Below are 24,766 nucleotides of genomic sequence, written 5' to 3' on the forward strand. Positions count from 1 at the left end.
AATGCTTATTTGTTAGGCAGGTATAACTTCAGGTTATACCTTTAAACCATCTGTTGTTTTAGGGCGGTGATAAATTGCTTTGTCGCAATGGATTGAGGTGTGTGCTCTGCGAATAAAATAGAGACAGAGAAGGACATATTTGGCTCCAAAGCATGCACGGAAACGGCATTATCTTGGCGATATTGTTTTGCAGTCCAAGGGTCTACAATCGCGAATCCTGCTTCGTTTTTCACCAGTTCAGCCGCCGCGGAGTAGCTGCGGACGGTAATGGCATGTTGATAATGCTCGTCACGCGCTGATAAGGTTTGATGCAGCAATAAGCCCAGAGGGTCTCGGCTATCTAAACCGATAATGGGTAAATCGTGACTGATGAGTTCTTCTAAAATGACGGTTTTTTCTGCGGGTATCGCTGCGCTTTTAGGAGCGATCAGTGCTAAGTTTTCTTTCAATAACACGTGCCCCATGATCGCTGGTGGTGTTTCTTCACCGAACGCAATGGCGACATCCAGTTCATGTTTCAGTAATCCTGAGCACAGCTCATCGCGATTGGCCGTTAAGAGCTCAAAGGAGATGCTGTGCTCTTTCGACAACAACGCGACAGTCGGCGCTAACAAGTGTGCGGCCAAAACAGGCGGAGCACCAACTCGTAAATGTTGAGTTCCCTGTTTGACTTTGTTGGTCAGAGAGCGAAATTGTCCGAGTTGTTGATAGACTTTTTCAGCCTCTGGCAATAAGGCTTTGGCTTCTTGAGTTGGAACGAGACGGCCCTTTACACGCTCAAATAAAGCGAAGCTCAGTTGTTGTTCTGTATGGGCGAGAACTCGAGTGACATTAGGTTGGGAAACGTGCAGTAAGCGAGCCGCGCCTGACACCGTTCCTGCTTGCATAATGGCGTAAAAGACTTCTAATTGCCTTAAGTTCACTGAGATTTCCCTCTGCTCATGTTGGTCACCTCAGAATACCCAACCTTGCTGATAAGCGATAGAGGTAAAAGTGCTGGCGTAAAAAATAGGAAGACGATGTTGGTTGCCTTCCTATCTCGCTTTTTCAATTTCTCAACTTCTCAATTTCCCAACTTCTCAATTTCTATGCTTCACTTTGCTGCTGCATGAAGGGGCAGGTCGTTAAACGGCTCGACGTCTCGGCTGAGTAATCCCATTAAAATCACTGCTAACACCATGACAGCAGCTGCGATTGCAAAACCGTATTGTGTTAGTTCGTAATGACTCAATATTGCAATCAGGACGTAACTGAGAGATTGAATGGTGGTGGCAAACATGCTGATGCCGCCATCGACGCGACCTCGTTGATGAACCGCTACGGTGTGATGCATCCAGTTGACTCTCGCAATGCGATTTAGCGCGTTAAATACGCCAAACAGCGCCGTAAACAACAAGATGATCTGCGGGCTCATCGTAAAACTCATTCCGATAAGCGCAAAAGAGACCATAACCATCGAAGCGAACATAATGTGGCTATGGGAGGCACGGTTTAGCACTTTGGTGACAATAAAGCCGGTTAGCAACGAGCCGAGGCCAAAACTGATGTTGAACCCTGCAAACCAATCGCCAGAGATGCCTTGTTCAGAAAACCAAATCGGCACCAGTTTGCTCAAATACGTCAATGCAGGATAAGAGAGGCAAGAGAGCAGAATAAAGCCATAAAATCGGGGTTCGAGACGGAATATTTGTTTGCTCTCTTTGAGTTGCGCGATGAAAGCAACGGATTTTGATGCCCTTAATTGTTGAGTATAAGGCGTCAGAATATAGAACATCGCTGCTAACGCAGAGGCGCTGGCCGCAAACAAAGCAAACTCTTTCATGCCCCACACTTCAAGCAAAACAATACCCAACGCGCCAGCTCCGAGGGTCGTGGATTGCATTACAATTTCTTGCTGACCCGAAATTTTCGCATACTCATGGTGCTGATAATTTTCTTGGGTGAAGGCATTGTTGGTCGTCCATGCAAAATTACTCGAAACCCAATACACCAATTGCGCAAAAGCCAGCAACCAGTGTGACTCAAACCCTAACCAATAAGCAATGAACACCACCAAAGCCATACCCGATTGAAACCATTGATTGAGCACGAGTAGTACTTTGCGTGAATGTCGGTCAATTAAAGTGGAAAAGAAAGGCGTTGCTAGAAAAGAAATCGCGGTGCAGCTCAGAGAAACTAAAGCTACGAAAGTGCCCATGTTAGGTTCGGAAAGCATGACCCATGGCAGCGCCATCATGAATAAGCCAGAGGAGATACTGTCGAAGAAGCGGCCAGCTAAGTACGGCTGAGTTTTATTTTTCATTATGTTTGCCTCTAACTCCCGATGGATTTCAAAAGGTTGATGTCCAACTGTCTTGTGGTTAACAACCAAGTCGTTCGCGCTGAACACATTATCTTGAGATCGCCGGGGTTTAGCGTTAATTAAGATGGTGCAACTTTAAAACCTCAAGTAAACTTGAGGTAAAGCATTTTTTTAACAAAATTGATACGCAGGGAGTCAAGGATGGAAATCAGCGTAGGAGAAGTGGCAAAACGTTCTGGAGTGAAAGTATCTGCCCTACATTTTTACGAGCAAAAAGGACTGATTTCGAGCTGGAGAAATCAAGGTAATCAGCGTCGCTACCATCGCAGTGTGTTGCGCCGTGTTGCGGTGATCAAAGCAGCGCAGCAAGTTGGGTTGTCGTTAGAAGAAATTAAACATGCGTTAGATGAACTGCCGAAACACCAAGCCCCTAACAAAGCGCAATGGGAAGAAATGGCAAGCCATTGGCATGAACAGTTAGAACAAAAGATTCAAAAACTTAAAGCGTTGCAAAACGATTTAGGAGGATGCATTGGCTGCGGGTGCTTGTCGTTAGAAACCTGCGCACTGCGAAACCCAGAAGATGTATTAGGGAAAGACCACTCGGGGTCGAACTTAACGTTAGAAGAAGAGTAGCGATTATCTCTATTCTTTGTCGAAACTGTCGACTACGATCGCGCCCATCGAAGCAGGCATTGTGATGACGATAACGCGCTTTATCGCAACCAAAGGCTCATTCATGAGTGGCAGCTTATCAAGACAGAAAAGAACTAACGCTACCACAACGGCCGCAATGAGGTACGCGATAACCACACGAAAAATAAAGATGGATACGCGATTCTTGATGTGGCTTTGAAACACGCTTTGATACGCGAAAAAACTGAGGAAAATGACAGAAAGACTTAACAGCATGAGCAAGTTTGCCATTGGTAGGCTCTCACCCAATCGCCACGCTTCCTCCGAAAATGAGATCGGGACTGCTAGGGCAAAAGCGCCAACCAATACTTGGCTAGCGTCTTCTAGATTAAAGTGGCTGCTCATGCTGTTTATTCCATTATTCGCTTGCTAGATGTAAGAGCTTTTCAAAACGCTCATTACCGTGCAGCAATTCGAGGTCTCGTTCTTCAGCAAGTAAATCACGAATGGATGGGCTGTATTCAATTGCGCGTTCCAAGTCTTCAATAGCTTGCTCTTCGATACCAAGGCGAGAGTATGCACACGCGCGTTGATACAGTGCAGGGCCGTTGGTGTAATCGACTTCAAGTACGCGGTTACAAATGCTAAGTGCCCAATGGTATTCGTTGATTTCCATCGCTGCGTCGGCTTTGTACGTCAACGCTTCTAAATCACCTGGACGAATTAACAAGATTTCATCATAGATTTCGATACGTTGCTCTGGAGTTTGAGAGCTTTGTGCACGTAGCCATAAGTTATGGATCTCGTTGATTTTCTCAATTTCTTTGTTGTTTTCACTGATAATGCGAGTTTTGCGTTTTAAATCTCGCTCAAGGGCGACAAACTTTTTCTCGTATTCTTGGGCGATCTTCTCCAATCGTTTATCAGCCATCTCTTTGGTGTTGTGTTTAAACTCACGCAGAGATTGCCATCCGACAAAGGCAATCAGCGATGCGACACCAGCAATGATGTAGAAGAAGTATGTAACGGTCACGTTGGCATAGTTCAACGATTTATCTGCGACCGTTAGCTCGCGATCGGTGATCTCTGTGATCATTCGCTTTTCTAGGCTTTGATAGTCCTGACGCAGCGCTTTTAGTTCATCTAAAATATAGCGTTCCATTAATGGTCTATCTAACAGATCCGATTCTGAATACTTTTCCTCCGATGCCATTGTTGGCAAGGCAAGTATCAGCGAGAAAAAAATACCAATAAATAAGCGCATATAACGTCCTTTCACGAGAAGAGTACAGATAGACCATGCAACAATAGCAAATAGCACAAACGTTTAGCAAAGTTATTACAAAAGAAATAACAGTCGTCTACGTAGAAGTCATATTCTTGTTGTTTTTCAGCTTGTTCCTGGTGGTTATTTGTTGTGATATCTTTTATCCTCCTTGCGAATTTATGATTAATGGAGTGAGCATGGACGCGCGAGCTAAGGATTACTTAGAACAATTCCTAGAACTATTATCACCAGAACAAAGGGAAGCTGTACCATCAGTCAGTGCTGACTATTATTGTGCCGATGAATACAACGCGAATGTATGCGCAGATTTGGTTCGTATTGGACAGAAAACTGCATCGTGCAGTTTGGAGCTTTGGTATCGAGAACATGGTGAAACCATGCCCCAAGTCGGTCATTTACAAGTAGTGACGAATTGGGATGGGGACCCGGTTTGCGTGATACGAATTACTGACGTAAGTACATGCAAATATGAGGATGTAACCGCAGAGTTTGCCTTCGCAGAAGGCGAAGGTGATAGAACCTTAAACTGGTGGCGTGATGCTCATACTGCATTTTTTAAAGCTGAATGCGATGAGTTGAACATCGATTGGCATGAGAAACGTACGCTGGTTTTAGAGCGTTTTGAAGTGGTGTATCCCGTCAATTAATCTCTGATAGCAGCACTGATTTGAAGTGCTGCTTTCTTTATTGAGAGACCATTTTTAGCGCTTTCGAGCGGTCACACTAAACATATGCCAATGTTTTTGGCTTCCTACTACAGTGGTCCCGTCTTCATCTCTTTCATGCAATGAAATGAGGTCGTAACCCTCGAATAAGCTTTCCACTTCCTTTTTTGTTAATGCGGTAATGTTTGGATGCATTTCGGAGGTAACCCACGAGTCTTTCACTCCCAAGAAATCGCCGCAGAAGATACCGCCCGGTTGTAATGCGCTGTCTATTTTTGTCCAGACTTGTTTGAAGCCTGTGTCAGGGCAAAAGAACAAACTGGCATTTGCGATAACCAAGCTGCACTGAGGGTAATTAAATTCAGTAAAACAGCACTGCGAAACTGAAAATCGCTTATTACCTTCAAAGCGTGTTAAACAAGTTTTTACTGCATCTTTATTGCTATCACATGCGTGAACCTTAAATCGCTGTTCGAGGAGAAAGTGGCTGTCTCGACCTATTCCGCAGCCAATATCGAGAGCGACTTTGCCTTCTATCTTAAGTCGGTTTACGGCATTCTCCACGTTTGGGCGGTGAGGTTGGCTTAAAATTTTCTGATAGTATTCATTCCATTGCGCTGGCATTGAACTTCCTTATGTTGGTTGTGTCCACTGCCCAAAACTAGCGTCCATTTTGTTTTGCTTGACTGGGGAGGTTTGCAGTATTGGCAGCTGTTATAGCTGATCTTCAATCGGTAATATTCCGGAGAACCAAGCGCCCATTTTTCGCCATACTCCTGCTTCTGGTTCGGAGTCGTATTCTTCGCCTGTTTTTACGTCGGTCCAGACAATGTCCCCGTCGCGCAGAGTTAAGGCATAGGCGTTACTCGACAGTTGACTCGGCAGTTGTTCTAGAAACATTTGCACATATTCTGGCTGTTCGATAACAACGGCCATTTCGGTATTCAAAGCGGCCGAACGTGGGTCCCAGTTCATCGAACCAACGAAAAGTGTTTTGTTATCAATCGTCATTGCTTTAGCGTGTAAACTTGCTCTGCTACTCCCCGTGAGGCTCCACTTACTTTTGAGTTTCGCGCTCGCTTTTACTTCCCAAAGCTTTATTCCAGCTTCGAGTAGATCTTTTCGATATTTTGCGTACCAACCATGCACGGCAAACACATCGTTAGACGCGAGGCTATTGGTCACAATCGTGATATCAACGCCTCGCTTGGCCGCGTTACTTAATGCTTGAGTACCTACTTCAGTTGGAACGAAATAGGGAGAGATGAGCACAAATGAATCCTCAACACTTTTAACCAGCTCCGTTAAATTATCAATAAGTTGGCTCTCTCGGGTCGCGACTTTATCGGGCAGATCAAACCATACTTTCGCTTCTCCCCAGTAGAGCTTGAGTTTGCCTTGTTTTAGATCTTGGTACATATCCAGTTGAGTGAAGTCATAGCGGCCGGTTGAAAACTTTTCCTCTAACCGGAGTTTATTGACCTGCTTTTGAATCGCTTGGTCGGTAATTTGCTGTGAATTCGGTGTAATCCATTCCATTGGTATCGAATAGGCGCTATTCCAGTAGAGGTCGAACTGATCGGCAGTTTGTTGTACCGCCTCACCATAGAGCAGAAGATCAAAATCACCAAACTCAACTTGCGATTCAAAAGAGAAGTATTCATTGCCGATATTTCTACCTCCGACAATGGCGGAAACACTGTCTGCAATCAGAGACTTATTGTGCATACGACGATTAAGGCGTTCAAAATCGCTAGCAAGAGCGAACCAACGGGAGTCGCGATACTGATGCGGGTTAAATAAGCGGATTTCTATATTAGGATGTGCATTGAGGGCAGCCATCACATCGTCGTTTCGCTTTTGCATATCGTCAAGCAACAGCCTTACTCGAACACCACGCTTTGCCGCTTCATACAAGCGCCACGTTATTAGCTGACTCGTTTCGTCACCACGGTAAATATAGTATTGAAGATCAAGGCTTTTCTGGGCGGACTCGATCAAAGAGGTTCGAGCAAGAAGGGCATCGTGTCCCTGATTTAACGGTGCAAAGCCAGTTATGGACTTAGGGTCTCTCCCGTAAGCTTCAAAGTACTGCGCAAGAACAGAATCCTTTTGATAACCGAGCTGAAAGCCGGTGGACTTTTCACTAGCGTCATTCAACGATACGGATGAGCATGCCGATAAAATAGTGAGCAGCGAGGGGAAGAGCAACTTGGCGAGCGTTTGTAACAAAGCACATTTCCTTGTCTTACAGAGTGTTACCTACTCCAAATTATAGACTTAAGCTGACGCCACATGCACCCAGAACCGTTTGATAACGAGCGATTAATCAATGAATTGCCATAGAGCCTGCACTAAGTTCAACTTTTAGAGCGCAGATAATCATTTATTTTAATTATCATTATGGCCGTATTGGTCATAATCACTAATATCTGGTGATTATGACCAATAGCACACTGGATAAAATAATGCTTTTTATATAACCATATGATTTTTAATAAATAAATGCTTGGCATGTCATTTGCTGTTTAGAATAAAAGTTAAGTCAGAGCAACTTGCGCAGTTGGTTAATTTTTTGTTAATTTTATTAACTTTGAATTGGCAATAACTATCTAGTTAGCTGCTTAAAAGACTAGGCAAGTGCCGCTTTGATGTTTATTCAAATTCAATTCTCTCACCACCATGCTTACCGGGAGCAATGGACTGAATAAAAGTGTGGTGTTGAAAACAACAATAAAAAAGGATTTTCGATGTTAGCAAAACCCATATTACGTTGGCTTTTACCCTTCGTCGTCGTTGGAGGCTCTTATGCAGGATATGCAGCAATTGCCGCAACTGCGCCGGAAAAAGAGTCAACCAAAGATGCAATTACAGAACCTACTGTTAAGGCTTCTTCTCTTTTTCCTACTGATCACAAAGTGGTGATTACCAGTCACGGTGAATTAGTCCCTTTTGAAAAAACACACCTTTCCGCGCAAGTCAGTGGTGAAGTGATAAGTTGGCACCCGAATTTTGTAACGGGTGGCATCGTGAAACGAGGAGAGGTTCTTTTCACAATTGAAAGTGACAACTATGAAGCGTCGGTTTTACAAGCTGAAGCCGATTTAGCTAGTGCACGCGCAAACTTGATTGAGGAACAAGCGAAAGCCGAAGTGGCAAAACGTCAGGCAAAGAGACTGAGCGATAAGCAAGTGACGGATCTGTATTTACGCAAACCTCACGTTTTGAGCGCACAAGCCCAAGTGAAGTCGGCTCAAGCGGCACTCAAACGAGCAAAAAGAGAGTTAGAAAATTGCAAAGTCGTTGCACCTTACGATGCGCTGGTTGTTGAGCGTGATATTGGTGTTGGTCAATTTGTTACATCTGGTTCTCGAGTTGCCACGTTAAACAACATCGAAGTGGCAGAGGTGCACGTACCCATTGCCGGTTTTGATAGTGCATTTTTACCCGAATCCATTGGTGAACTCACTGCGACAGTGACGCAGCAAGGTGTGTTTTCTACCACTAGAGAAGGTCGAGTAGTTCGTGATTTAGGCATGATTGATAGCGCTACCCGAATGATTAACATGGTCATTCAAATCGCGGACCCATACGGTGTCGATAACCAGCAGCCTCCAATTAAATTCGGCTCCTACGTTGAAGTGAGCTTCACTGGTAAGGAACTTAAGCATATCTATCGCTTACCACAGGAATTAGTTAAAAACCGTACCGTGTGGGTGGTGAATGGCGATAATCAACTTCAACCCAGAACCGTCACGGTTTTGAGAGCAGAAGGTGAGTTTTTGCTGGTGGGCGAAGGTTTAGAGCAAAGTGATAAGTTGGTACTGACCTTACCAGAGTACCCTCAAAAAGGCATGGCGGTACAAATCGCAAAAAAGAGTGACGACTCCGAAACCGTCGTACAGTAAGTAGGAGTTTGTCATGGAAGATACTAAACAAAAGGGCTTGATTGCCTATTTTGCGAATAACCCCGTCGCTGCCAACCTTTTGATGATGTTCATCATTATCATGGGTGTGGTGAGTTTTCTCTTTATTCAAAGGCAGATGTTTCCGAATATTGAGGTGAACTACATTGATGTTCGCGCGACTTATCCTGGCGCTTCTCCTCAAGAGATAGAAGAGAGTATTCTCGTTAAGGTCGAGGAATCGATTAAAGACGTCACCGGGATTAAAAAAGCAGTCTCAACGGCCTCTAGAGGTAGCGCGTATGTTTCCATCGAGGTAGACGTTAATGCCGATATCAAGCGTGTCTTGGATGATGTAAACCAACGTATTGATACCTTGTCTAACTTACCAGCGGGTATGGAACCAATCAATGTCTACCAAGTTGAATGGCGCCAAGATGTAATTGAAATGGGGTTAGTTGGGGACCGACCGCTCGAGGAGCTTAAACCGATTGCTAAGCAAATCGAAGATGAATTACTTCAGTTAGAAAACGTCATGCTGGTGTACCTGAGTGCGCCAGAAGAAGAAATAGCGATTGAAGTTGACCCACTTGTTCTTCGTAAATACGACCTGACGTTGAGCGATATCAGCAGCGCGATCAGCCGTTACTCAGCCAACTTTTCTGCGGGCGAAGTAAAAACAAACTCAGGGATGATTGCAGTAAGGATTGAAAACCAATACTACCGTGGTGATGAGTTTAGAAATATTCCTGTAAAGCTTGGCGCAAATGGTGCAAAGGTTCTGTTGCAAGATATTGCCACAATAAAAGATGGCTTTACGGAAGAAGAGCGCTACTTTGAATACTCAGGTCAAAATGCGATCTACATGTCTGTTGAAGCAACTCGTGACCAGAACATTATCCCTGTTGCACAGTCCGTTCGTAATTATATTGAAGCAAAAAACAAGACATTGCCGCAGGATGTTAAGCTCAAAGTCTTGGTTGATACGACTTATTATTTAAATGGGCGTCTCGACATGATGTTGAAAAACTTGCTGCAAGGCGCTGCATTAGTCGCGATTATGCTGACCATTTTCCTACGTTTCCGCTTGGCTATGTGGGTAATGATCGGCTTACCAGTGTGTTTCCTTGGTGCGGTGATGATGATGCCAGCTTTGGGTATTACAGTGAACATCGTCTCGCTGTTCGCTTTCATCATGGTGCTCGGTATTGTAGTTGATGACGCCATCGTGATGGGAGAGAGCGCTTACAGCGAAATTGAAGAAAAAGGCGGTGGCGTCGAAAACGTGGTTCGTGGTGTAAAACGTGTTGCCACACCAGCCACTTTCGGTGTGTTAACCACAATTGCGGTGTTTGCCCCTTTCTTGTTGTCTAGCGGTATTGATAGTGCCTTCTTTTATGGTATCGCGGGGGTCGTGATTCTTTGTTTGATCTTCAGTTTGATTGAATCAAAGTTGATCCTACCAGCGCACTTGGCGCATACCCATTTTAAGCCAGTTAAACCAGGTGGCTGGCGTGACCGATTTAACCAACGTTTTTTTGGTTTTGTAAATGGTCCATATCGTAACTTTGTAACAACGTGCACCCATTGGCGCTGGACAGTGTTTGCGGTGTTCTGTGGTTTACTGCTGATCAGCGCGGCTTTGATCAACGCGAATTATGTTCGGGTGATCCCTAACCCTAAAGTGCCGACTGACTATCCTGCGATCACTATTGAAATGAATGATACCGTTTCAAGTGAGCAGACAATCAGTGCACTCAAGACTATTGAACGTGTCATGCAAAAGATCGAATCTGAGACCATTGCAGAACATGGTCAAGGAATGATTCGTGATGTGCTGTCGTACAACAGAAGCCGCACCGAAGGTCGTGTATTAGTACCTCTGGTTGATGAAGAGTTACGCCCGTTCAATACATTTGAACTGGCTCGACGTTGGCGTGAAGCTATGCCTGTTATTCCAGGTATGAAGAGCATCAAAATCCGCGAGCAGAGTGCGGGTGGTGGTGACAGGGATGAGTTTGGCTACTTGTTGTTTGGTTCTAACATCAATGAGCTCAACGAGGCTGGGCGTTACTTGATAGAGCGTTTACAGCAGGAAGAAGGGTTATATGATATTTCATCTTCTATTGATTCTGGAAGCAAAGAAGTACTCTTGTCTCTTGCGCCTGTAGCGTACGATCTCGGTCTGGATCTCACCATGATCGCAGAGCAAGTTGGTGGCAGCTTTTATGGTGGCGAAGCACAGCGCATTATTCGTGATGGTGAAGAAATTAAAGTTATGGTGCGTTACCCGCAACTGACGCGTGAAGCATTCTCATCATTGCGTTACGCCGTGATTACAACACCAGCAGGTAAGAAGGTCATGTTGGGTGATGTGGTGAAGATCAATGAGCAGCCGGGCGTGAGTAGCATTCGACGTGAAGGCGGGTATCAAACCGTTTATGTCTATGGTTCGATAGACGAAGAATTGGTTGAACCTCAAGAAATCGTGAAGGTCATTGACGACAATATCTTACCGGACATGAAGCAAGCCTTCCCAACTGTGAAAACAGAATTGGGCGGTGATATTGAAGAGCAGGCTGCGCAGCGTAATGAACAGATTTTGTTCTTTATTGCAGGCATGATCATCGTCTACATCTTGTTAGCTGTACCGTTAAAAAGTTATACCCAACCTTTGATTGTAATGTCCGTCATTCCGTTTAGTCTGACGGGGGCGATTTGGGGCCATTTCTGGCTAGGTTTAGACATCAGTATGATGTCGACATTTGGTTTGATCGCCGCTGCTGGCGTGGTTATCAACGACTCTCTGGTTATGACAGATTACGTAAATCAAGTGAGAGAAAAGGGTATGAACATCAAACAAGCGGTTGTTGAGGCGGGTTGTGCTCGTTTTCGAGCTATCACGCTCACCTCAATAACGACGTTTGCGGGTGTATTGCCGATAATGTTTGAAACGAGTTTGCAGGCGCGTTTCGTCATACCGATGGCTGTCGCTTTGGGCTTTGCAGTGTTGTACGCAACGGTTCTGACTTTAGTGTTGGTGCCTTGTTTGTATTTAATGCTTGAAGATATTAAAAATATTTTCAGATCGATTAAGAGGTTTATCCATCGTTTGATTAATCGTTTCAGAAAGTCGCCAGTGACGTCGAGCGTTGAAGCAAGCGTATCGAGTTAACAAGCTTGATGTTAACGATTAGGAGCAGCCTTCGGGCTGCTTTTTTGTTTCCGCATTTTGATTCAAAGCGATTTTTTAGTGGGCAGTTACGTAATTATCTGATGAGAAAACTGCCTGACAAAGCATTTATAATATGTATGTTTTTAATGTATTGAATTCGCATGGTTAATTTGACACTTGGTTAGCGAAATTTACCAGACGAAGATAACGCTGAATATGGCTCATGATTTAAGTTATTGAAAAATAACAAAATAAAAGTTGGCATCGTATGTGCAATATATAAATTGTAATTAAAATTAACTGCTAATCCTCAAGGAGCTTATTATGAAAAGCGTATTTCTATCTACTCTAAGTCTTATTGCTGTAATGTCATCACCAATCGCTGCTGCTAACACTTTAGACAAAGAGGAGTGGAGCTCAGATTTACGTCAGGACTTTTCTGAGATGAAACATGAAGCTATAGCAGATATTCAGCAAATGAACATGGATGCCATTCACGCACGTGATGAGCGTATCGTGAAAAACATTAAAGATGAGCAAGAACAGTTAGTAAAGGTAACGTGCCACAAAGAGAAAGCAAGCAAGTCATAAACGCCGCTAAAAGAGACTAACAGACGAAAATGAATCCAATACGAGTTCGGTGTTAGTTAGCAGTAAGCACTGACCTTGTTGCTCTACTTGCCAGCCTTTTAAGGCTGGCTTTTTTGTTTCTCATTTCATGGGTGGAGATCAGATCCTCAAGCTTATTATCAATAGTTGGCGTGTTTGATGAGCTATTGCTGGATGGAGCGGATGTAACTTTCAAAAGTGTAGATTTCAGTAAAGTGGAGGTGATGTTAGATATTTAAAATTTAGAAAAGATCCGATCTCCTTTTTGACCTTCATAATACCTTAGTATGTGGCTTACCTTTACTTGAATTAGAACTCATATTGCAGGCTCTCGTTTAAAGGTATTGATGCATATTTGAAGAATAAGAGATAGACATATGAGTTTTATTAAAATGTGTAAAGATGGTTTTAGAGGAAAGCCGGATTTCTCTAATTTATTACATAATGCGTTCCAGATAGATGACTTAGTGCTGTCATTTGAGTGTCCGAACAACATATATGAAGGACATGTATACCAGGATCTTGTTAATTTAGAACGGTTCGATGTTGAATCAAAAGTAGAGAGGCATGAAAGGTTTGTAAAGTTAGCTACGGTATATTTTTTGTTTCAGAAGAAAATATTAAACCCTTTGCTTCCTATTAACAAACAAGGTGGATTATATATTAGGTTACGGGTTAAATCTGCTGGAGAAGATATTAATAATATTAGTCAATTGTCTTCATTTTTAGAGAGAGAGTATTATGATTTTTATCATGCCCCGGAGCAAAGTGAAGGCTCTATGAGGGGGTATCATACAGACTTGATGAAAGAATTGACTAAGCGTGCGAATAAACAATGGGGAGAAATTCCAGAAAGTGAAGACCGAAAAAGAGAAAAAGAAGAATATTTAATTAGAGGTTTCTTAAGTGGTTATCCACCAATAAAGTGTGAGCTAGTTGAAGTTGGAAAAAACAAATACTCAAAATACTCAGAAGGTAATCTTAATTATAAGATTGAATTAAGAAGAGTATACAATGTACCCATAAAAAATGAATTCTACCTGAGCATCGAGTTTTGGTATAAGTACGAATCGATGTTTGCCAAGCAAAAGTTTTTAGATTGGGTGAGAAGTGCTGATGAAACTTTTGAAAAAAAAGTATTGGAATTACTGGACTTGTCTCCGCTCATCGACTCGTATACAGCCAAAGCAGTAAAGGGATTGAACGAAGAAACTAAGGCAGAGTAACACAGCGTCAGTGTCAAGAAAAGCTAGCAAAGTATGTAGCCATGAGAGAAAAATGAATCTAATTGGATGTCTATTTACCCTTGTGCTCATGGTGCATATAAAGCCAATGGATTTAGTATAGAGCTTACCACAAATATCAATAAATATTTAAATAACAAGAGATAGAAATATGGATTTTATCAAGATCTTTAAAGATGGTTTTAGAGGGAAACCAGATTTTGCACACTTGTTACATAATGTATTCCAGATAGATGACTTAGTACTATCATTTGAATGCCCGAACAATATATATGAAGGTCATGTATACCAAGATTTTATTGAATTACAACGGTTCAATATTGATTCAAAAGTAGAGCGACATGAAAAGTGTATAAAATTGGCCACGATTTATTTTTCTTTTCAAAAGAAAATAATCAATCCACTATTACCAATCAATAAACAAGGTGGTTTATATATTAGGTTAAGGATTAAGTCTGCAGATAAATGTATTACTAGTGCTAATCAACTATCTTCACTTATAGAGAAAGAGTACGTGGATTTTTATCATGCTGTAGAGTCACCTGACGGCTCTCGAAAAGGTGATCATACAGAGTTGATGAATGATGCCATTGCGTACGCAAATCATCGTTGGGGAACAGACCCGATAAACGAAGAAAAAAAGAGAGCGAAAGAAGAGTTCCTTGTAGGAGAGTTTCTTCGTGGTTATCCTCCAATCAAATGCCAAGATATCAAGATTGGTGAAAATACATTTTCAAAATATGTAGAAGGAAATTTGGAGTATAAAAAAGACTATCGAAGAGTGTACAATTTGCCTATCAAAAATGAGTTTTACTTTAGTATTGAATTTTTATATGAAATCGAACCTATGTTTGCTCAAAAAAAGTTTTTAGATTGGGTAAGACACGCGGATGAAATTTTTGAAAAAAACGTTTTAGAGTTGCTAGCACTGTCTCCGCTTATTGATTCGCATACTACCTCCAAATCCGAAAGGTTGGCAAAAAAAGTTGATCCAGAGCGTTCATACTTAACTTAAAGAAAAAAGCCCGCGAAGAATACCTTCACGGGCGAAAAAAGGGCACCAAATTGGGTGTCTATTCATTTTGGAGGTGGTCGAACGTCCATATAAAACTGACAATAGGCTTGGTGAGAGGCTTACCACCAGCGCGACCAACGAGGCTAAAGTTAACATTGTTGTAATGATTGTTAAAATGTTAATTCTTCAATCAATGTTTTCATTATCGTGAGTTTAAATTGTGAATGTGTTGCCTGCGTGTATTTTTACTCTGTGAAATGCCGTTTTTGACAATAAAACATATTATAAATCTTGTGTTGGTTATTTGATTTGGTTATATAAAACTCAACATACTTAATCCTTAACTGTTCATATTTACACTTAATGAGACACAATAACCCTCTGCTTGTTAAGTGATTGTGTGTTTTTTAACGCATTGGTATTGAACAAAAAGCGACCTAAGCCGCTCTTGTTCATTTTGATAAGTTTACTTATCAGTTGTTTTAGATTTCTTCGTGCTTATGGACTAGGCCGAAGTCAGCTAAAATGGCATACGCAGCAGGGATCATAAACAACACCAGCAGAGTGGATGCGAAAATACCAAACACGATGGAGATAACCAGTGGTTGGATAACCTGTGCTTGCAAACTGGTTTCAGTCAGTAACGGAAGCAAACCTGCTGCAGTGGTCATTGATGTCAGGAATACTGCTCTAAAGCGTTCCCGACTGGCTTTGACTACTGAGTCGTGCACATTATCCCCTTCATCGACATGATGGCGTATGTACTGAACTAACAGAATCGAGTCATTCACCACAATCCCCGCTAGTGAGACAAAGCCCATCATACTCGGCATACTTAATGAGTGACCGAGTAGGATGTGTCCCCATACCACGCCAATAAAGGCGAGTGGAATCGCAAGCATGACCACGAATGGTTCCAAATAACTGCGGAATTGGTAACTCAGAATCGCAAACACGCCAAACAAACCAAGCAAGAAGCCTTTACCCATTGATGCGCCAGTTTCAGCGGTATCTTTGGCTTCGCCTTCAAAATCAAAGCGAAGACCAGGATACTTTTGCATAAGCTTTGGCGCTTCATCTTGTTGGAACTGACGAATAATGGCGGTTGAGTTGGCTTTCGTATTGTCGATATCGCCGAATACACTCACTGTGCGCAAGCCATCAATGCGCTGGATTCTTACGTAATTACGTTGGAAATCCAAAGTCGCAATGGTCGCGAGTGGGATTTGACTGCCATCGGACAAGATAATTGGGAAGTTTGCCAATTGCTGTAAGTCACCAGCTTGTGCTTTATCGAGGCGAACTTCGATGGAAATGTTTTCTACCCCAACTTGGATTTCGTCTGCGGTTTGGCCAAAGAAAGCCGCACGTAACTGATTGGCGATGAGTTGGCCGTTAACCCCATAAGCTTCTGCCCCCGGACGCAGTTTAACCAAAACTTCTTCTTTACCCATACGCATGTCATCCAACACGCCATGGACACCGTCAAACTCATTCAAGTATTGCTGAATGTCGATAGAGGCCGCTTTGAGCGCATCCAGATCATCATGCTTCGCTCGAATTTCAATCGCTCGTCCACCCGGCCCCATGGTCGGTTGTTTAAATACCAGCGAGATAGGATCGGCAAGTTCACCGATGTCTTCGCGCCATGCATCGATAAATTCATCGATGAGTGTGTTACGACTCTCTGCACCCAGCAAATCCAGACGCACCGTGGCAATATGAGGGCCAGATTCATTCGCATCGGCGTTAGCGTTGAATTGACTGGTGATGTGTAGAACCAATGGATTGCCGTCTTCCACTTTCTCTGTCCATTCTTTATCTAGCTTTTGAGCGGAAGCGACGATCTTATCGACGACGGCTTCCGTTTGAGACAGAGAAGAACCCGGAGGAAGAATAATGCGCGCTTCTGCAATGTCGCCATCCAGTTCAGGGAAGGGTTGAAACTTGAGTAAACCACCTACTAACGTGGCTGCGGAGATAAGAAGCAAGGCAACCACACCACCCATAAAGGCATAGCGATACTCGACCACTTTATCCACTGCGTTGACCAAGGTGGTGTTGCGAAAGTTTTCAAAAGAAGCGAGCAGCTTTTGTTTGAACTTCGGTGTTTTTCGCTCTTGCTTTTGTTTGTGTAGTGAGTGAGAAAGGTGGTTAGGTAGAATCAAGAAGGCTTCCACCAAACTTAAACTCAGTACGAGGATCAGAACTTGAGGAACCGCTTTAAGTACCGCACCCATTTCACCTTGCAAAAATAACAAGCTACCGAAAATACACACCGTAGTTAAAAAGGAAGAGATCACCCCCGGCAGTACCTTTTTCACTCCTTTAGTTACGGCATCATCGATCTCTTCTCCTCGGTCTAGGTGAGCGGCAATCGATTCGGCAATAACGATGGCGTCATCCATCATGATACCGATGGCCATGAGTAACCCGACCAAAGACATGATGTTGATGGACAGGCCAAGTTGCGCCATCAAAAATAACCCACCTAAGAAGGCAACAGGTAAACCAGCTGCGACCCAAAAAGAGTAGCGAAAACTAAAGAACAACCACATGGTGGCGAAGACCAGAATGATACCTTGCCAACCGTTTTTGACCATCATGGTCAGGCGATCCCAAAGCACGGATGAAAGGTCATTGGTCATTTGTAGCATCACACCGTCTGGCGCGATGGCTTGTTGTTCTTCGACAAATTGAGCAACACGTTCTTTAATGCGCAGTGCATCGTCTTCTTTGTTTTTGCTGACTTTTAGTAGGGCAGAAGGGTGACCATCAAAGAGGACTTTCTGTTCGTCCAATTCAAATCGGTCGGTAATCGTCGCAATGTCTCTTAGACGGATGATTGACCCATTTGGACCAGAGCCCACGACGATAGTCTCAAGCTCTTCTGGCGTCACGCGTCGTTCGTCAAAGCGGATCAGAAAGTTCTTATCTGGCGTTTCGACATTACCACTTGGCAACTTGACGTTCTGACGACCAATCTGCTCAGCAATATCGCCAACACTTAAGCCAAGCTGTCGAATGGCTTGAGTGTCTAACTCTACTCGGTATTGGTGGTCAGAGAAGCCTGCAACTTCAACCAAAGACACATCATAATCGAGCTTTAATGTGCGTTTAAGTTGTTCTGCATAGGCTTTTAGCTCTGGCCATGTGGTGTCTGCAGTGATCGCGATATCCACAACTGGCTCATTCCAATCTAGCTCTTGGACCACAGGAGACTCAATTTCTTGTGGGAAGTCATTAATCGAGTTGATCTGGGTTTGAACATCAACCAGCATGCGGCCGATGTCGGCTTCTTCATTCAGTTTTAAGATAAGACGCGCAGAGCCTTCAATCGCTTCACATTGCGTTTCTTCAATGTTAGCAAGGCCATCAACAGCATCTTCCATTCGGACACAGATACTCTCTTCGACTTCTTGCGGGGAAGCTCCTGGGTAGACTACACCAGCTAGGATGTAGGGCGGATCAAACTCAGGAAAGGTTTCCCGCTTAATCGTGGAAAGTGAAGAGATACCCAATATAAGCAGCGTTAGCATCAGCAAGTTAGCTGCCGTTGGGTGCTTGGCGAAGAATCGGATCATGAATCAGACTCCTCAATAGCCGTTTCTGACTGTTCAGGTGACTCTTTCAATAGCATGCCGTTAATCGCAGGCAGCAAATCGTTGATGATCAGCTTCTGACCTTGCTCTAGTTCACCATCGATCACCACTTGGTTATTGCGACGATATAACACTTCAACCGTGACGACTTGCAGACGGTTGTCATCTCCCATCAGGTAAATCTTATCGCCATGAAGCGCACGCTCTGGGATGACCCAACTCGGGTTCTCTTGTCCCTCAATCAAGGCACGCACAAACATGCCGTTCACCAATGGAGGCGCAGACGTTGGGTTTAATGCACGGTAGTCTTGTTCAATTTCCAGAATCACACCGGCAGTCGCTTGGCTTGGATCAACCGTTTCACTGATGCGTGCAACTTTCGCAGGCCAGCTTGCAGAGAGGTTACCGCTGCTGAGCTCAATGTTGGCATGAATCGCATTCATATCAGGTTGTGGAATACCAGATTCATCGCGGACAAACTCACCGATGCTCGCCGCCAAAGTTTGCATGTCATGAATGGATAGTTGAGCTTCCACTTCCATGACATCAATACCATGTCCTGTCACCATGGTTTGTTGGAGGTTAACCACTTGCTTTTTCTCAATTTCTACGTCAGCAATACGCAAATCGTAAGGAAGCGTGATGATGGTTTTATCAAGCGAGCGTTCGGCCTCATCCACTTTTGATGCATTAACTTTAACTAGGGCTTCCGCGACTCGTTTCTCATCCGGCATCAAACCAATTTGATTTTCAATATCCAGTACTAACTTACGTTGAGAGAGCGCGCTTTGCTCTTGCTGATCTACATCCGATTGCGAGGTTAAGCCTTTCTTACGTAGGTTTTGTTTACGGTCTAACTCTTTGTTGGCGATAGCCAGACGGTTGGCTTCTATCTTGAGTGTGCTTTTGAGATTCGCTTCTTCTTGGTTCAGCTTAGCCAGAGAGGTTTGAGCAGATTTGAGATCGGCTTGAGCTTGAACCAGTTTCAGTTCGTAATCGAGTGGGTCGATTCGCAAGATTTCTGTCCCTGCTTGCAACACTTGTCCTTTTTCCAGCTGCGGATGGCGGTAGACCACTTTCCCCGTCACTTCGGCTATCGCTTTCCATTCCACTTTTGGGGCGATCTTGCCAAACCCTATGGCTACTGGAGCAATGGCTTTGAGCTCAAGTGGAATCGTCTCGACCAACCGTGCACGATCTCCAGCGGGTTTTACGGGCAAATCTGGTTTGAGGCTAATCGCCAAAAACAGAATGACGACCCCCACCGCAAGAGCAGGAAAGAACAGCAGCTTTTTATTTATCTTCATATTGGTCGCCCGAGTCTAAAAATCCATGTTTCATCAGTTGTATGTTGTGTTCGAATAATCGGTTCAAGAAGGCTTCTGAAAGTTCAATGCCATGAATGGCGAGCAGTGCTGGTGGTGCCATAAAAGGAAATACCATCAAGCTGATGTAAGAGACGCGACAAAGTTGAGGGTCGGCGTCTTTTCGTAAAACGCCACTGTCGATCAACTTATCAAAGATCACGCCTTGCATTGGCTTACTGATATCTGCGAAGACTTTTTCGAGCAGTTTGCGTTGGGTTTCCGATGGGGGCATATTCATAACTTGGGCAACTAAGCGTGGGAACTGTGGTACCTTGATCATTTCGCGGTAGTAGGTGCGCATTAGATCGAGAAAGTTTTGCTCGTTACTGTTGGATACCAACGTCTGCATCTGCTTTTGCATCGGTGACAGTGTTTCGCGCAACATGGTCTCGAACAAGCCTTCTTTGTTGCCAAAGTAGTAACGAATCATCGCCACGTTCACGCCTGCTTTCTGCGCGACTAGGCGAGTAGAGACCTTGTCATAAGCCATAATGGTGAAGAGTTCGCGCGCGTGGAAAATCAGTTTTTCCCTTGCGTCGATATTATCTGTGGGTCTTCCCGCCCTTCGATGCGCTTCCGTCACAATCTTCTCTCAAAATATTAAACATTTGATTAATTATAAGACGCTGATTTCTCATGCGACATGTGAAAAATTAATCAGTATTTAATCAAGTGATTAATTTGTGATGAAGAGAAGTAAAAAAGAGCAGAAAGAACTGCTCTTTGAACAAATAGAAAAGTATTTACTTAGGAAGAACGGTCTTGTGAGGCTATATCACCCCCAACTTAACACACTCCAATTCGGTCTGTTGGCGTGTTCTTTGAGTTGTGGGCATGGATTTACCAGATAAGCGTAGTTCGCGTATTCACAAAGCGGTAAATCGTTGATTGAATCGGTATAGAAATGGATTTCGGAATAAGGCTCAGGCTGATTTTCTAGCCACTGTTTTAATCGCGTGACTTTGCCTTCACGATAACTCGGGATACCGTCGATTTCAGCAGTATAACGGTTGTTTTTCTCGATTAAATCAATTCCGAGTGCGGTTGGAATATTAAGACGGCGACCAACGGCTTCCACCAAAAAAGTGACGCTGGCAGAGATGATAACCATATCTATACCATCACGAGACAGTTGCTCAATCAGGGTTTTGGCTTGAGGGAACTGTTTAGGCAAAATATGGCTTTCAACACATTCTTCAACCAAGGCGTTTACTTCTTCAATCGGCATGTTTTCTAGTGGCTTCATGGAGAACGCTAGGTAATCTTCCATGTCCATTTTGCCTTCAGAGTACAAGGCCATTAGACGCTGATCTTCCATAATAAATAAAGGATCAGTCGCGATGCCTTTCTCAACCATAAACTCGTTCCAAATCATTGCGCAGTCAGCGTTTATTAGGGTTTCATCCATATCAAAAACATACAAAGGTTTGGACATGTTTAGGCTCTCACTGGTTGAATTTCGTTTAGGTTAAAGAGTAGTTCTAGTTGGCTGCCATTCGCTAGTAAGCGTTCTGAAGAGCGGTTAAGTAAGTCAACAGTGAGCTCACACTCTTCAACGTTCACTTGATAGCGAATAACATTACCTAGAAGCTGGTGGTTGGTGATCGTACCTACTTGTGGCGCTGAGATGTGGCTATCATATTGACGACCTTGCTCTTTTACATATATAGACTCTGGGCGAATCGCTACTTTCCATTCGGTATCAATGTTGAAGAGTTGCTTGGCTTTATTGGCCTCTACAAGGTTGTAGTGCCCCATGAAACCGGCCACAAACTCGTTAGCAGGATGAGTATAAATTTCTTCAGGTGTTCCTGCTTGAACAATTTCCCCTTTACTCATTAGGAAGATACGATCAGACATAATCATCGCCTCTTCTTGGTCATGAGTTACGAAGATAGTGGTGAGATTCATCTCTTTCTGAATGTCTCGGATTTGCTGACGAAGGTGTTTGCGGATTTTGGCATCAAGCGCAGAAAGTGGCTCATCAAGCAATAATATGCGAGGTTTCACCACCAACGCTCGAGCGAGTGCGACACGCTGGCGCTGACCGCCAGAAAGTTGATGCGGATAGTGTTTTTCTTTACCTGCCAGATCCACCAGTTTGATGACTTTAGCCACTTCACGTCGAATATCATCATTCGCAAGCTTTTTCATTTTTAAGCCAAATGCAATGTTGCCTTCGACGGTCATATTGGGAAACAGCGCATACGATTGAAAGACCATCCCAATACCACGCTCTTGCGGGACTTGATGCGTGATATCTTCTCCGTTTACCCAAATCTCGCCTCCATCGACAGGGTTAAGCCCAGCAAGGCTGCGAAGTAGTGTCGATTTACCACAACCGCTAGGGCCTAAAAGCGTAATGAATTCACCTTGCTCGATGTTAAAGTGAATGTCCTCAAATACGGTGTTATCACCAAAACGTTTAGTCAGATTTTTCGCTGTTACGTAGCTCATTGTTTGACTCCTCGGCTGAAACGACTTGCCAACCAAGTCAGTAAAAAAATAAATAGGAAGTAGGTCATCACTAAGGCAGACGTAAAGTGGCCGCTCGTCTGACGCATGTTATACAAGTAGATTTGCAGGGTTTCATAACGTGTGCCGACTAAAATATTGGCGAACACAAACTCTCCCAATAGAAATGAAAATGAAAGGAAAAGCGATGCCATCAGTCCTTTTTTGAGGTTAGGTAAAATGACCATCAAAAACGCTTTGGTTGTGCTTGCCCCTAGCAAGTGTGCAGCGTCCATTAAATCGTTAAGGTTAATTGCTTCGAAGCTATTAGAAATCGCACGATACATGAACGGTAACGCGATGGTGAAGTAAGTACCTACTAGAATCCAAGGAGTACCGATAAGGGAGATTTCACTGTCAGCATAAAGTTGAAGCAAGCCGACGGAGGACACCACTGGTGGTACAGCGAATGGTAGCAAAATCAATACGTTCATGAGCTTATCGAGCTTCGGAAAGTAGTAAAACACCACGAATATCGCTGGCAGAACCAGAAGCACACTGAGGGTTAGCGAAGCAATACAAATAAACAGCGAACGCCCAAACGCTTGCAAAAAGCGTGGGTCGGTCAGCAATTTAACGTACCAATCAAAAGTGAAACCATCTGGAAGCACCGTGGCACCCCAGCGTGATGAAAGCGAATAGACAAAGGTCGCTAAAATCGGGATGAGCATGATCCCAACAATGGAATAAACCACCGTTTTATGGAATCGAGTATTAACGTTGTTCATGACTACTTCCTACCTGCATAGCTTTTCGAAATGAGCCATTGGTTAATCACTGTGATAAAGGCAAGTAACGCCATTAGAATCACTGAAATTGCAGCGGCGAGATTAGGTTCAAGGAACAGGTCTCCCGATACCAGACTCGCAATTCGAATTGTGATGACGTTATAGTTACCGGAGGTCAGCGCATAAACACTCGCATAAGCGCCAATTGCGTTGGCTATTAAGATAATAAAGGTACCGAATAAGGCTGGTGAGAGCACTGGCAGAGCGATTTTCGCCCAATACTGTGATGTTTTGGCTCCCAGTAGCGCAGCTGCTGCTTGCCAATCATCACTCAACGCGTCGAACGCAGGGTAGAGCAACAACACCGCCAGCGGGATTTGGAAGTAGATGTAAATGGCCAGCAGGCCCCATTTACCATAAAGGTCGAAATCACCGAGTAAGCCATACTGCTTGAGCAAAAGGGTAATCGCCCCATTGGTGCCCAAAATAATAATAAAAGCGAATGACAGAGGTACGCCTGCAAAGTTGCTGCTCATGTTTGTAAACGCAATCACACCGTCGCGGACTTTAGAATCGACTCTGCGTAGAGAAGAGACCAACAGAGTCGCAATGGCTAAGCCAAAAATGCTCGACCATACAGCTAACCACAAACTGTTGCCAAACGCCTGCATCATAAAGGCGGAGTCGAGCACTTCAATGTAGTTATCGAAGGCAAACTCGCCATCGTAGATAAAGCTGTTTAACAGTACCCAAATCATCGGTGCGAGTTGAAATAGGTAGAAAAACAGCGCGAAAGGCACCAACCAAATGGCTGGCTTAAAGCGCTTTAACCAAGTACTTGCCAAATTTGAGCGTGATTCGCTGGAGCTTGGGGAGAGGACTGAACTGCTCATAGTGCTAACAATTCCTGAGTGTATGGCTTCGTGTGGTCAAGGTTTAGCAATTGACAAACGGTGCCACAAATATCAGTCTGCTTAATATGACAATCTTGATGGGTAAACTTATCACCAATGACAAACAGGGGAACTTCTCGTTCTTCAGGTAAAATCCCACCGTGAGAAAGATCGTTGTTCATGCCATGATCGCTGGTCACAATGATTTGATACCCATCAGCAAGCCATTGATCGATGTAGTTGGAAAGAATAATGTCTGCACTTCGCGCACAATTGCGGTATTGGCGAGAGTCTAGGCCAAACTTATGTCCTGTATCGTCGATATTCATCGGGTGGATCAGTAAGAAATCAGGTTGATAGTTTCGACGTAAATACTCTGCGTCCAGGAACAAGGCTTCATCAGGATAATGATCCCAATGGTAAAAGTAGCCGTGCTGGATATTCAGGGTTTCATCATGCGTGAAACGATCGCGAACAGGTTCAAATGGCGCGCGATTATAAAGCTCACTTACCCAGTGGTAGGCAGCCGCAGCGGTCACTTTTCCTTGGGCTTTTGCCAAACTGAAAATGGAATCGTGTTTGGATAGACGAACGATATTGTTGTTTACGATGCCGCTTTCTACAGGGCGAACGCCCGTTAAAATGCACTCATAAAGTGGGCGAGACATAGAGGGCAGCTCACACTGCACAGGATAAAGCGTTGCGCGAGTTTCTTGTTGGGAACGACTTTGCTCTAGAAGACCATTGAGGTAGCCCATGCAATCACGGGCTACCTGATAGTTCAGTCCATCTAGAACAACAAGGATGACCTTATTGCTCATAA

Annotated in this window: 21 protein-coding genes; 7 read left to right on the forward strand and 14 right to left on the reverse strand. The window is 43.9% G+C overall.

Annotated elements, in window-relative coordinates:
- Positions 1 to 41 precede the first annotated feature (41 nt).
- Both R7P69_RS05130 and R7P69_RS05135 read right to left on the reverse strand, forming a co-directional pair.
- Positions 42 to 923: a LysR family transcriptional regulator gene (locus R7P69_RS05130; RefSeq protein ID WP_005387199.1), complete on the reverse strand. Its 882-nt coding sequence runs from the start codon at positions 921 to 923 to the stop codon at positions 42 to 44.
- Between the two features lie 170 nt (positions 924 to 1,093).
- Positions 1,094 to 2,302, reverse strand: a complete 1,209-nt coding sequence (locus tag R7P69_RS05135) for an MFS transporter (RefSeq protein ID WP_054574533.1) — start codon at positions 2,300 to 2,302, stop codon at positions 1,094 to 1,096.
- A gap of 201 nt (positions 2,303 to 2,503) precedes the next feature.
- Between R7P69_RS05135 and soxR the strand changes: the two genes are divergently transcribed.
- Complete coding sequence (gene soxR / locus R7P69_RS05140; RefSeq protein WP_005373898.1) at positions 2,504 to 2,938, forward strand: redox-sensitive transcriptional activator SoxR; 435 nt, start codon at positions 2,504 to 2,506, stop codon at positions 2,936 to 2,938.
- A 9-nt stretch (positions 2,939 to 2,947) separates the two neighbouring features.
- Here soxR and R7P69_RS05145 read toward each other — a convergent pair whose 3' ends face one another.
- A complete protein-coding gene (locus tag R7P69_RS05145) occupies positions 2,948 to 3,343 on the reverse strand; it encodes a DUF2391 family protein (protein WP_005373896.1) in 396 nt (131 codons plus the stop codon).
- 13 nt (positions 3,344 to 3,356) lie between these two features.
- Complete coding sequence (locus tag R7P69_RS05150) at positions 3,357 to 4,202, reverse strand: tetratricopeptide repeat protein (RefSeq protein ID WP_005373890.1); 846 nt, start codon at positions 4,200 to 4,202, stop codon at positions 3,357 to 3,359.
- Positions 4,203 to 4,402: 200 nt separating this feature from the next.
- Here R7P69_RS05150 and R7P69_RS05155 point away from each other — a divergent pair, with 200 nt between their 5' ends.
- Positions 4,403 to 4,873 carry an ASCH domain-containing protein gene (locus R7P69_RS05155; protein WP_005373887.1) on the forward strand — a complete coding sequence of 157 codons (471 nt, stop codon included), beginning with the start codon at positions 4,403 to 4,405 and terminating at the stop codon, positions 4,871 to 4,873.
- A gap of 54 nt (positions 4,874 to 4,927) precedes the next feature.
- On the opposite strand, the gene R7P69_RS05160 is transcribed toward R7P69_RS05155, so the two are convergent.
- Both R7P69_RS05160 and R7P69_RS05165 read right to left on the reverse strand, forming a co-directional pair.
- The gene (locus R7P69_RS05160; protein ID WP_238952764.1) at positions 4,928 to 5,515 is read right to left on the reverse strand and encodes a class I SAM-dependent methyltransferase; all 588 of its coding nucleotides are present in this window, start codon (positions 5,513 to 5,515) and stop codon (positions 4,928 to 4,930) included.
- Between the two features lie 90 nt (positions 5,516 to 5,605).
- Entirely contained in the window at positions 5,606 to 7,123 is a 1,518-nt protein-coding gene (locus tag R7P69_RS05165) for a phospholipase D family protein (RefSeq protein ID WP_238952763.1), read from the reverse strand.
- Between the two features lie 518 nt (positions 7,124 to 7,641).
- Here R7P69_RS05165 and R7P69_RS05170 point away from each other — a divergent pair.
- The 5 genes from R7P69_RS05170 (at position 7,642) to R7P69_RS05190 (ending at position 14,839) form a co-directional block, all read left to right on the forward strand.
- On the forward strand, positions 7,642 to 8,799 hold the full coding sequence (locus R7P69_RS05170) for an efflux RND transporter periplasmic adaptor subunit (protein WP_176311433.1): 1,158 nt from the start codon (positions 7,642 to 7,644) through the stop codon (positions 8,797 to 8,799).
- A 13-nt stretch (positions 8,800 to 8,812) separates the two neighbouring features.
- Positions 8,813 to 11,971 carry an efflux RND transporter permease subunit gene (locus R7P69_RS05175; protein ID WP_238952762.1) on the forward strand — a complete coding sequence of 1,053 codons (3,159 nt, stop codon included), beginning with the start codon at positions 8,813 to 8,815 and terminating at the stop codon, positions 11,969 to 11,971.
- Positions 11,972 to 12,295: 324 nt separating this feature from the next.
- Positions 12,296 to 12,562, forward strand: a complete 267-nt coding sequence (locus R7P69_RS05180; protein WP_005373876.1) for a hypothetical protein — start codon at positions 12,296 to 12,298, stop codon at positions 12,560 to 12,562.
- 395 nt (positions 12,563 to 12,957) lie between these two features.
- Complete coding sequence (locus tag R7P69_RS05185) at positions 12,958 to 13,806, forward strand: DNAase (protein ID WP_169628775.1); 849 nt, start codon at positions 12,958 to 12,960, stop codon at positions 13,804 to 13,806.
- A 169-nt stretch (positions 13,807 to 13,975) separates the two neighbouring features.
- Positions 13,976 to 14,839: a hypothetical protein gene (locus R7P69_RS05190; protein WP_042523285.1), complete on the forward strand. Its 864-nt coding sequence runs from the start codon at positions 13,976 to 13,978 to the stop codon at positions 14,837 to 14,839.
- Between the two features lie 482 nt (positions 14,840 to 15,321).
- Here R7P69_RS05190 and R7P69_RS05195 read toward each other — a convergent pair whose 3' ends face one another.
- The 8 genes from R7P69_RS05195 to R7P69_RS05230 all read right to left on the reverse strand — a co-directional run bounded on the left by R7P69_RS05195 (position 15,322) and on the right by R7P69_RS05230 (position 24,764).
- Complete coding sequence (locus R7P69_RS05195) at positions 15,322 to 18,423, reverse strand: efflux RND transporter permease subunit (protein ID WP_149192153.1); 3,102 nt, start codon at positions 18,421 to 18,423, stop codon at positions 15,322 to 15,324.
- Positions 18,420 to 19,748: an efflux RND transporter periplasmic adaptor subunit gene (locus R7P69_RS05200; protein WP_238952761.1), complete on the reverse strand. Its 1,329-nt coding sequence runs from the start codon at positions 19,746 to 19,748 to the stop codon at positions 18,420 to 18,422. The genes R7P69_RS05195 and R7P69_RS05200 overlap by 4 nt, the downstream gene beginning before the upstream one ends.
- Positions 19,735 to 20,391: a TetR/AcrR family transcriptional regulator gene (locus R7P69_RS05205; protein ID WP_021707693.1), complete on the reverse strand. Its 657-nt coding sequence runs from the start codon at positions 20,389 to 20,391 to the stop codon at positions 19,735 to 19,737. Before R7P69_RS05205 ends, R7P69_RS05200 begins: the two co-directional genes overlap by 14 nt.
- A 192-nt stretch (positions 20,392 to 20,583) precedes the next feature.
- Entirely contained in the window at positions 20,584 to 21,243 is a 660-nt protein-coding gene (locus R7P69_RS05210) for an HAD family hydrolase (protein ID WP_017633566.1), read from the reverse strand.
- Positions 21,244 to 21,245: 2 nt separating this feature from the next.
- Positions 21,246 to 22,265, reverse strand: a complete 1,020-nt coding sequence (locus tag R7P69_RS05215; protein WP_005373862.1) for an ABC transporter ATP-binding protein — start codon at positions 22,263 to 22,265, stop codon at positions 21,246 to 21,248.
- The gene (locus tag R7P69_RS05220; RefSeq protein ID WP_017633567.1) at positions 22,262 to 23,050 is read right to left on the reverse strand and encodes an ABC transporter permease; all 789 of its coding nucleotides are present in this window, start codon (positions 23,048 to 23,050) and stop codon (positions 22,262 to 22,264) included. Before R7P69_RS05220 ends, R7P69_RS05215 begins: the two co-directional genes overlap by 4 nt.
- A gap of 2 nt (positions 23,051 to 23,052) precedes the next feature.
- Positions 23,053 to 23,943 carry an ABC transporter permease gene (locus R7P69_RS05225; protein WP_047102769.1) on the reverse strand — a complete coding sequence of 297 codons (891 nt, stop codon included), beginning with the start codon at positions 23,941 to 23,943 and terminating at the stop codon, positions 23,053 to 23,055.
- A complete protein-coding gene (locus R7P69_RS05230; protein ID WP_238952760.1) occupies positions 23,940 to 24,764 on the reverse strand; it encodes an alkaline phosphatase family protein in 825 nt (274 codons plus the stop codon). Before R7P69_RS05230 ends, R7P69_RS05225 begins: the two co-directional genes overlap by 4 nt.
- Positions 24,765 to 24,766 lie beyond the last annotated feature (2 nt).

Source organism: Vibrio sp. 661, from assembly GCF_033339315.1.
In the GTDB taxonomy this organism is placed as follows: Bacteria; Pseudomonadota; Gammaproteobacteria; order Enterobacterales; family Vibrionaceae; genus Vibrio; species Vibrio alginolyticus.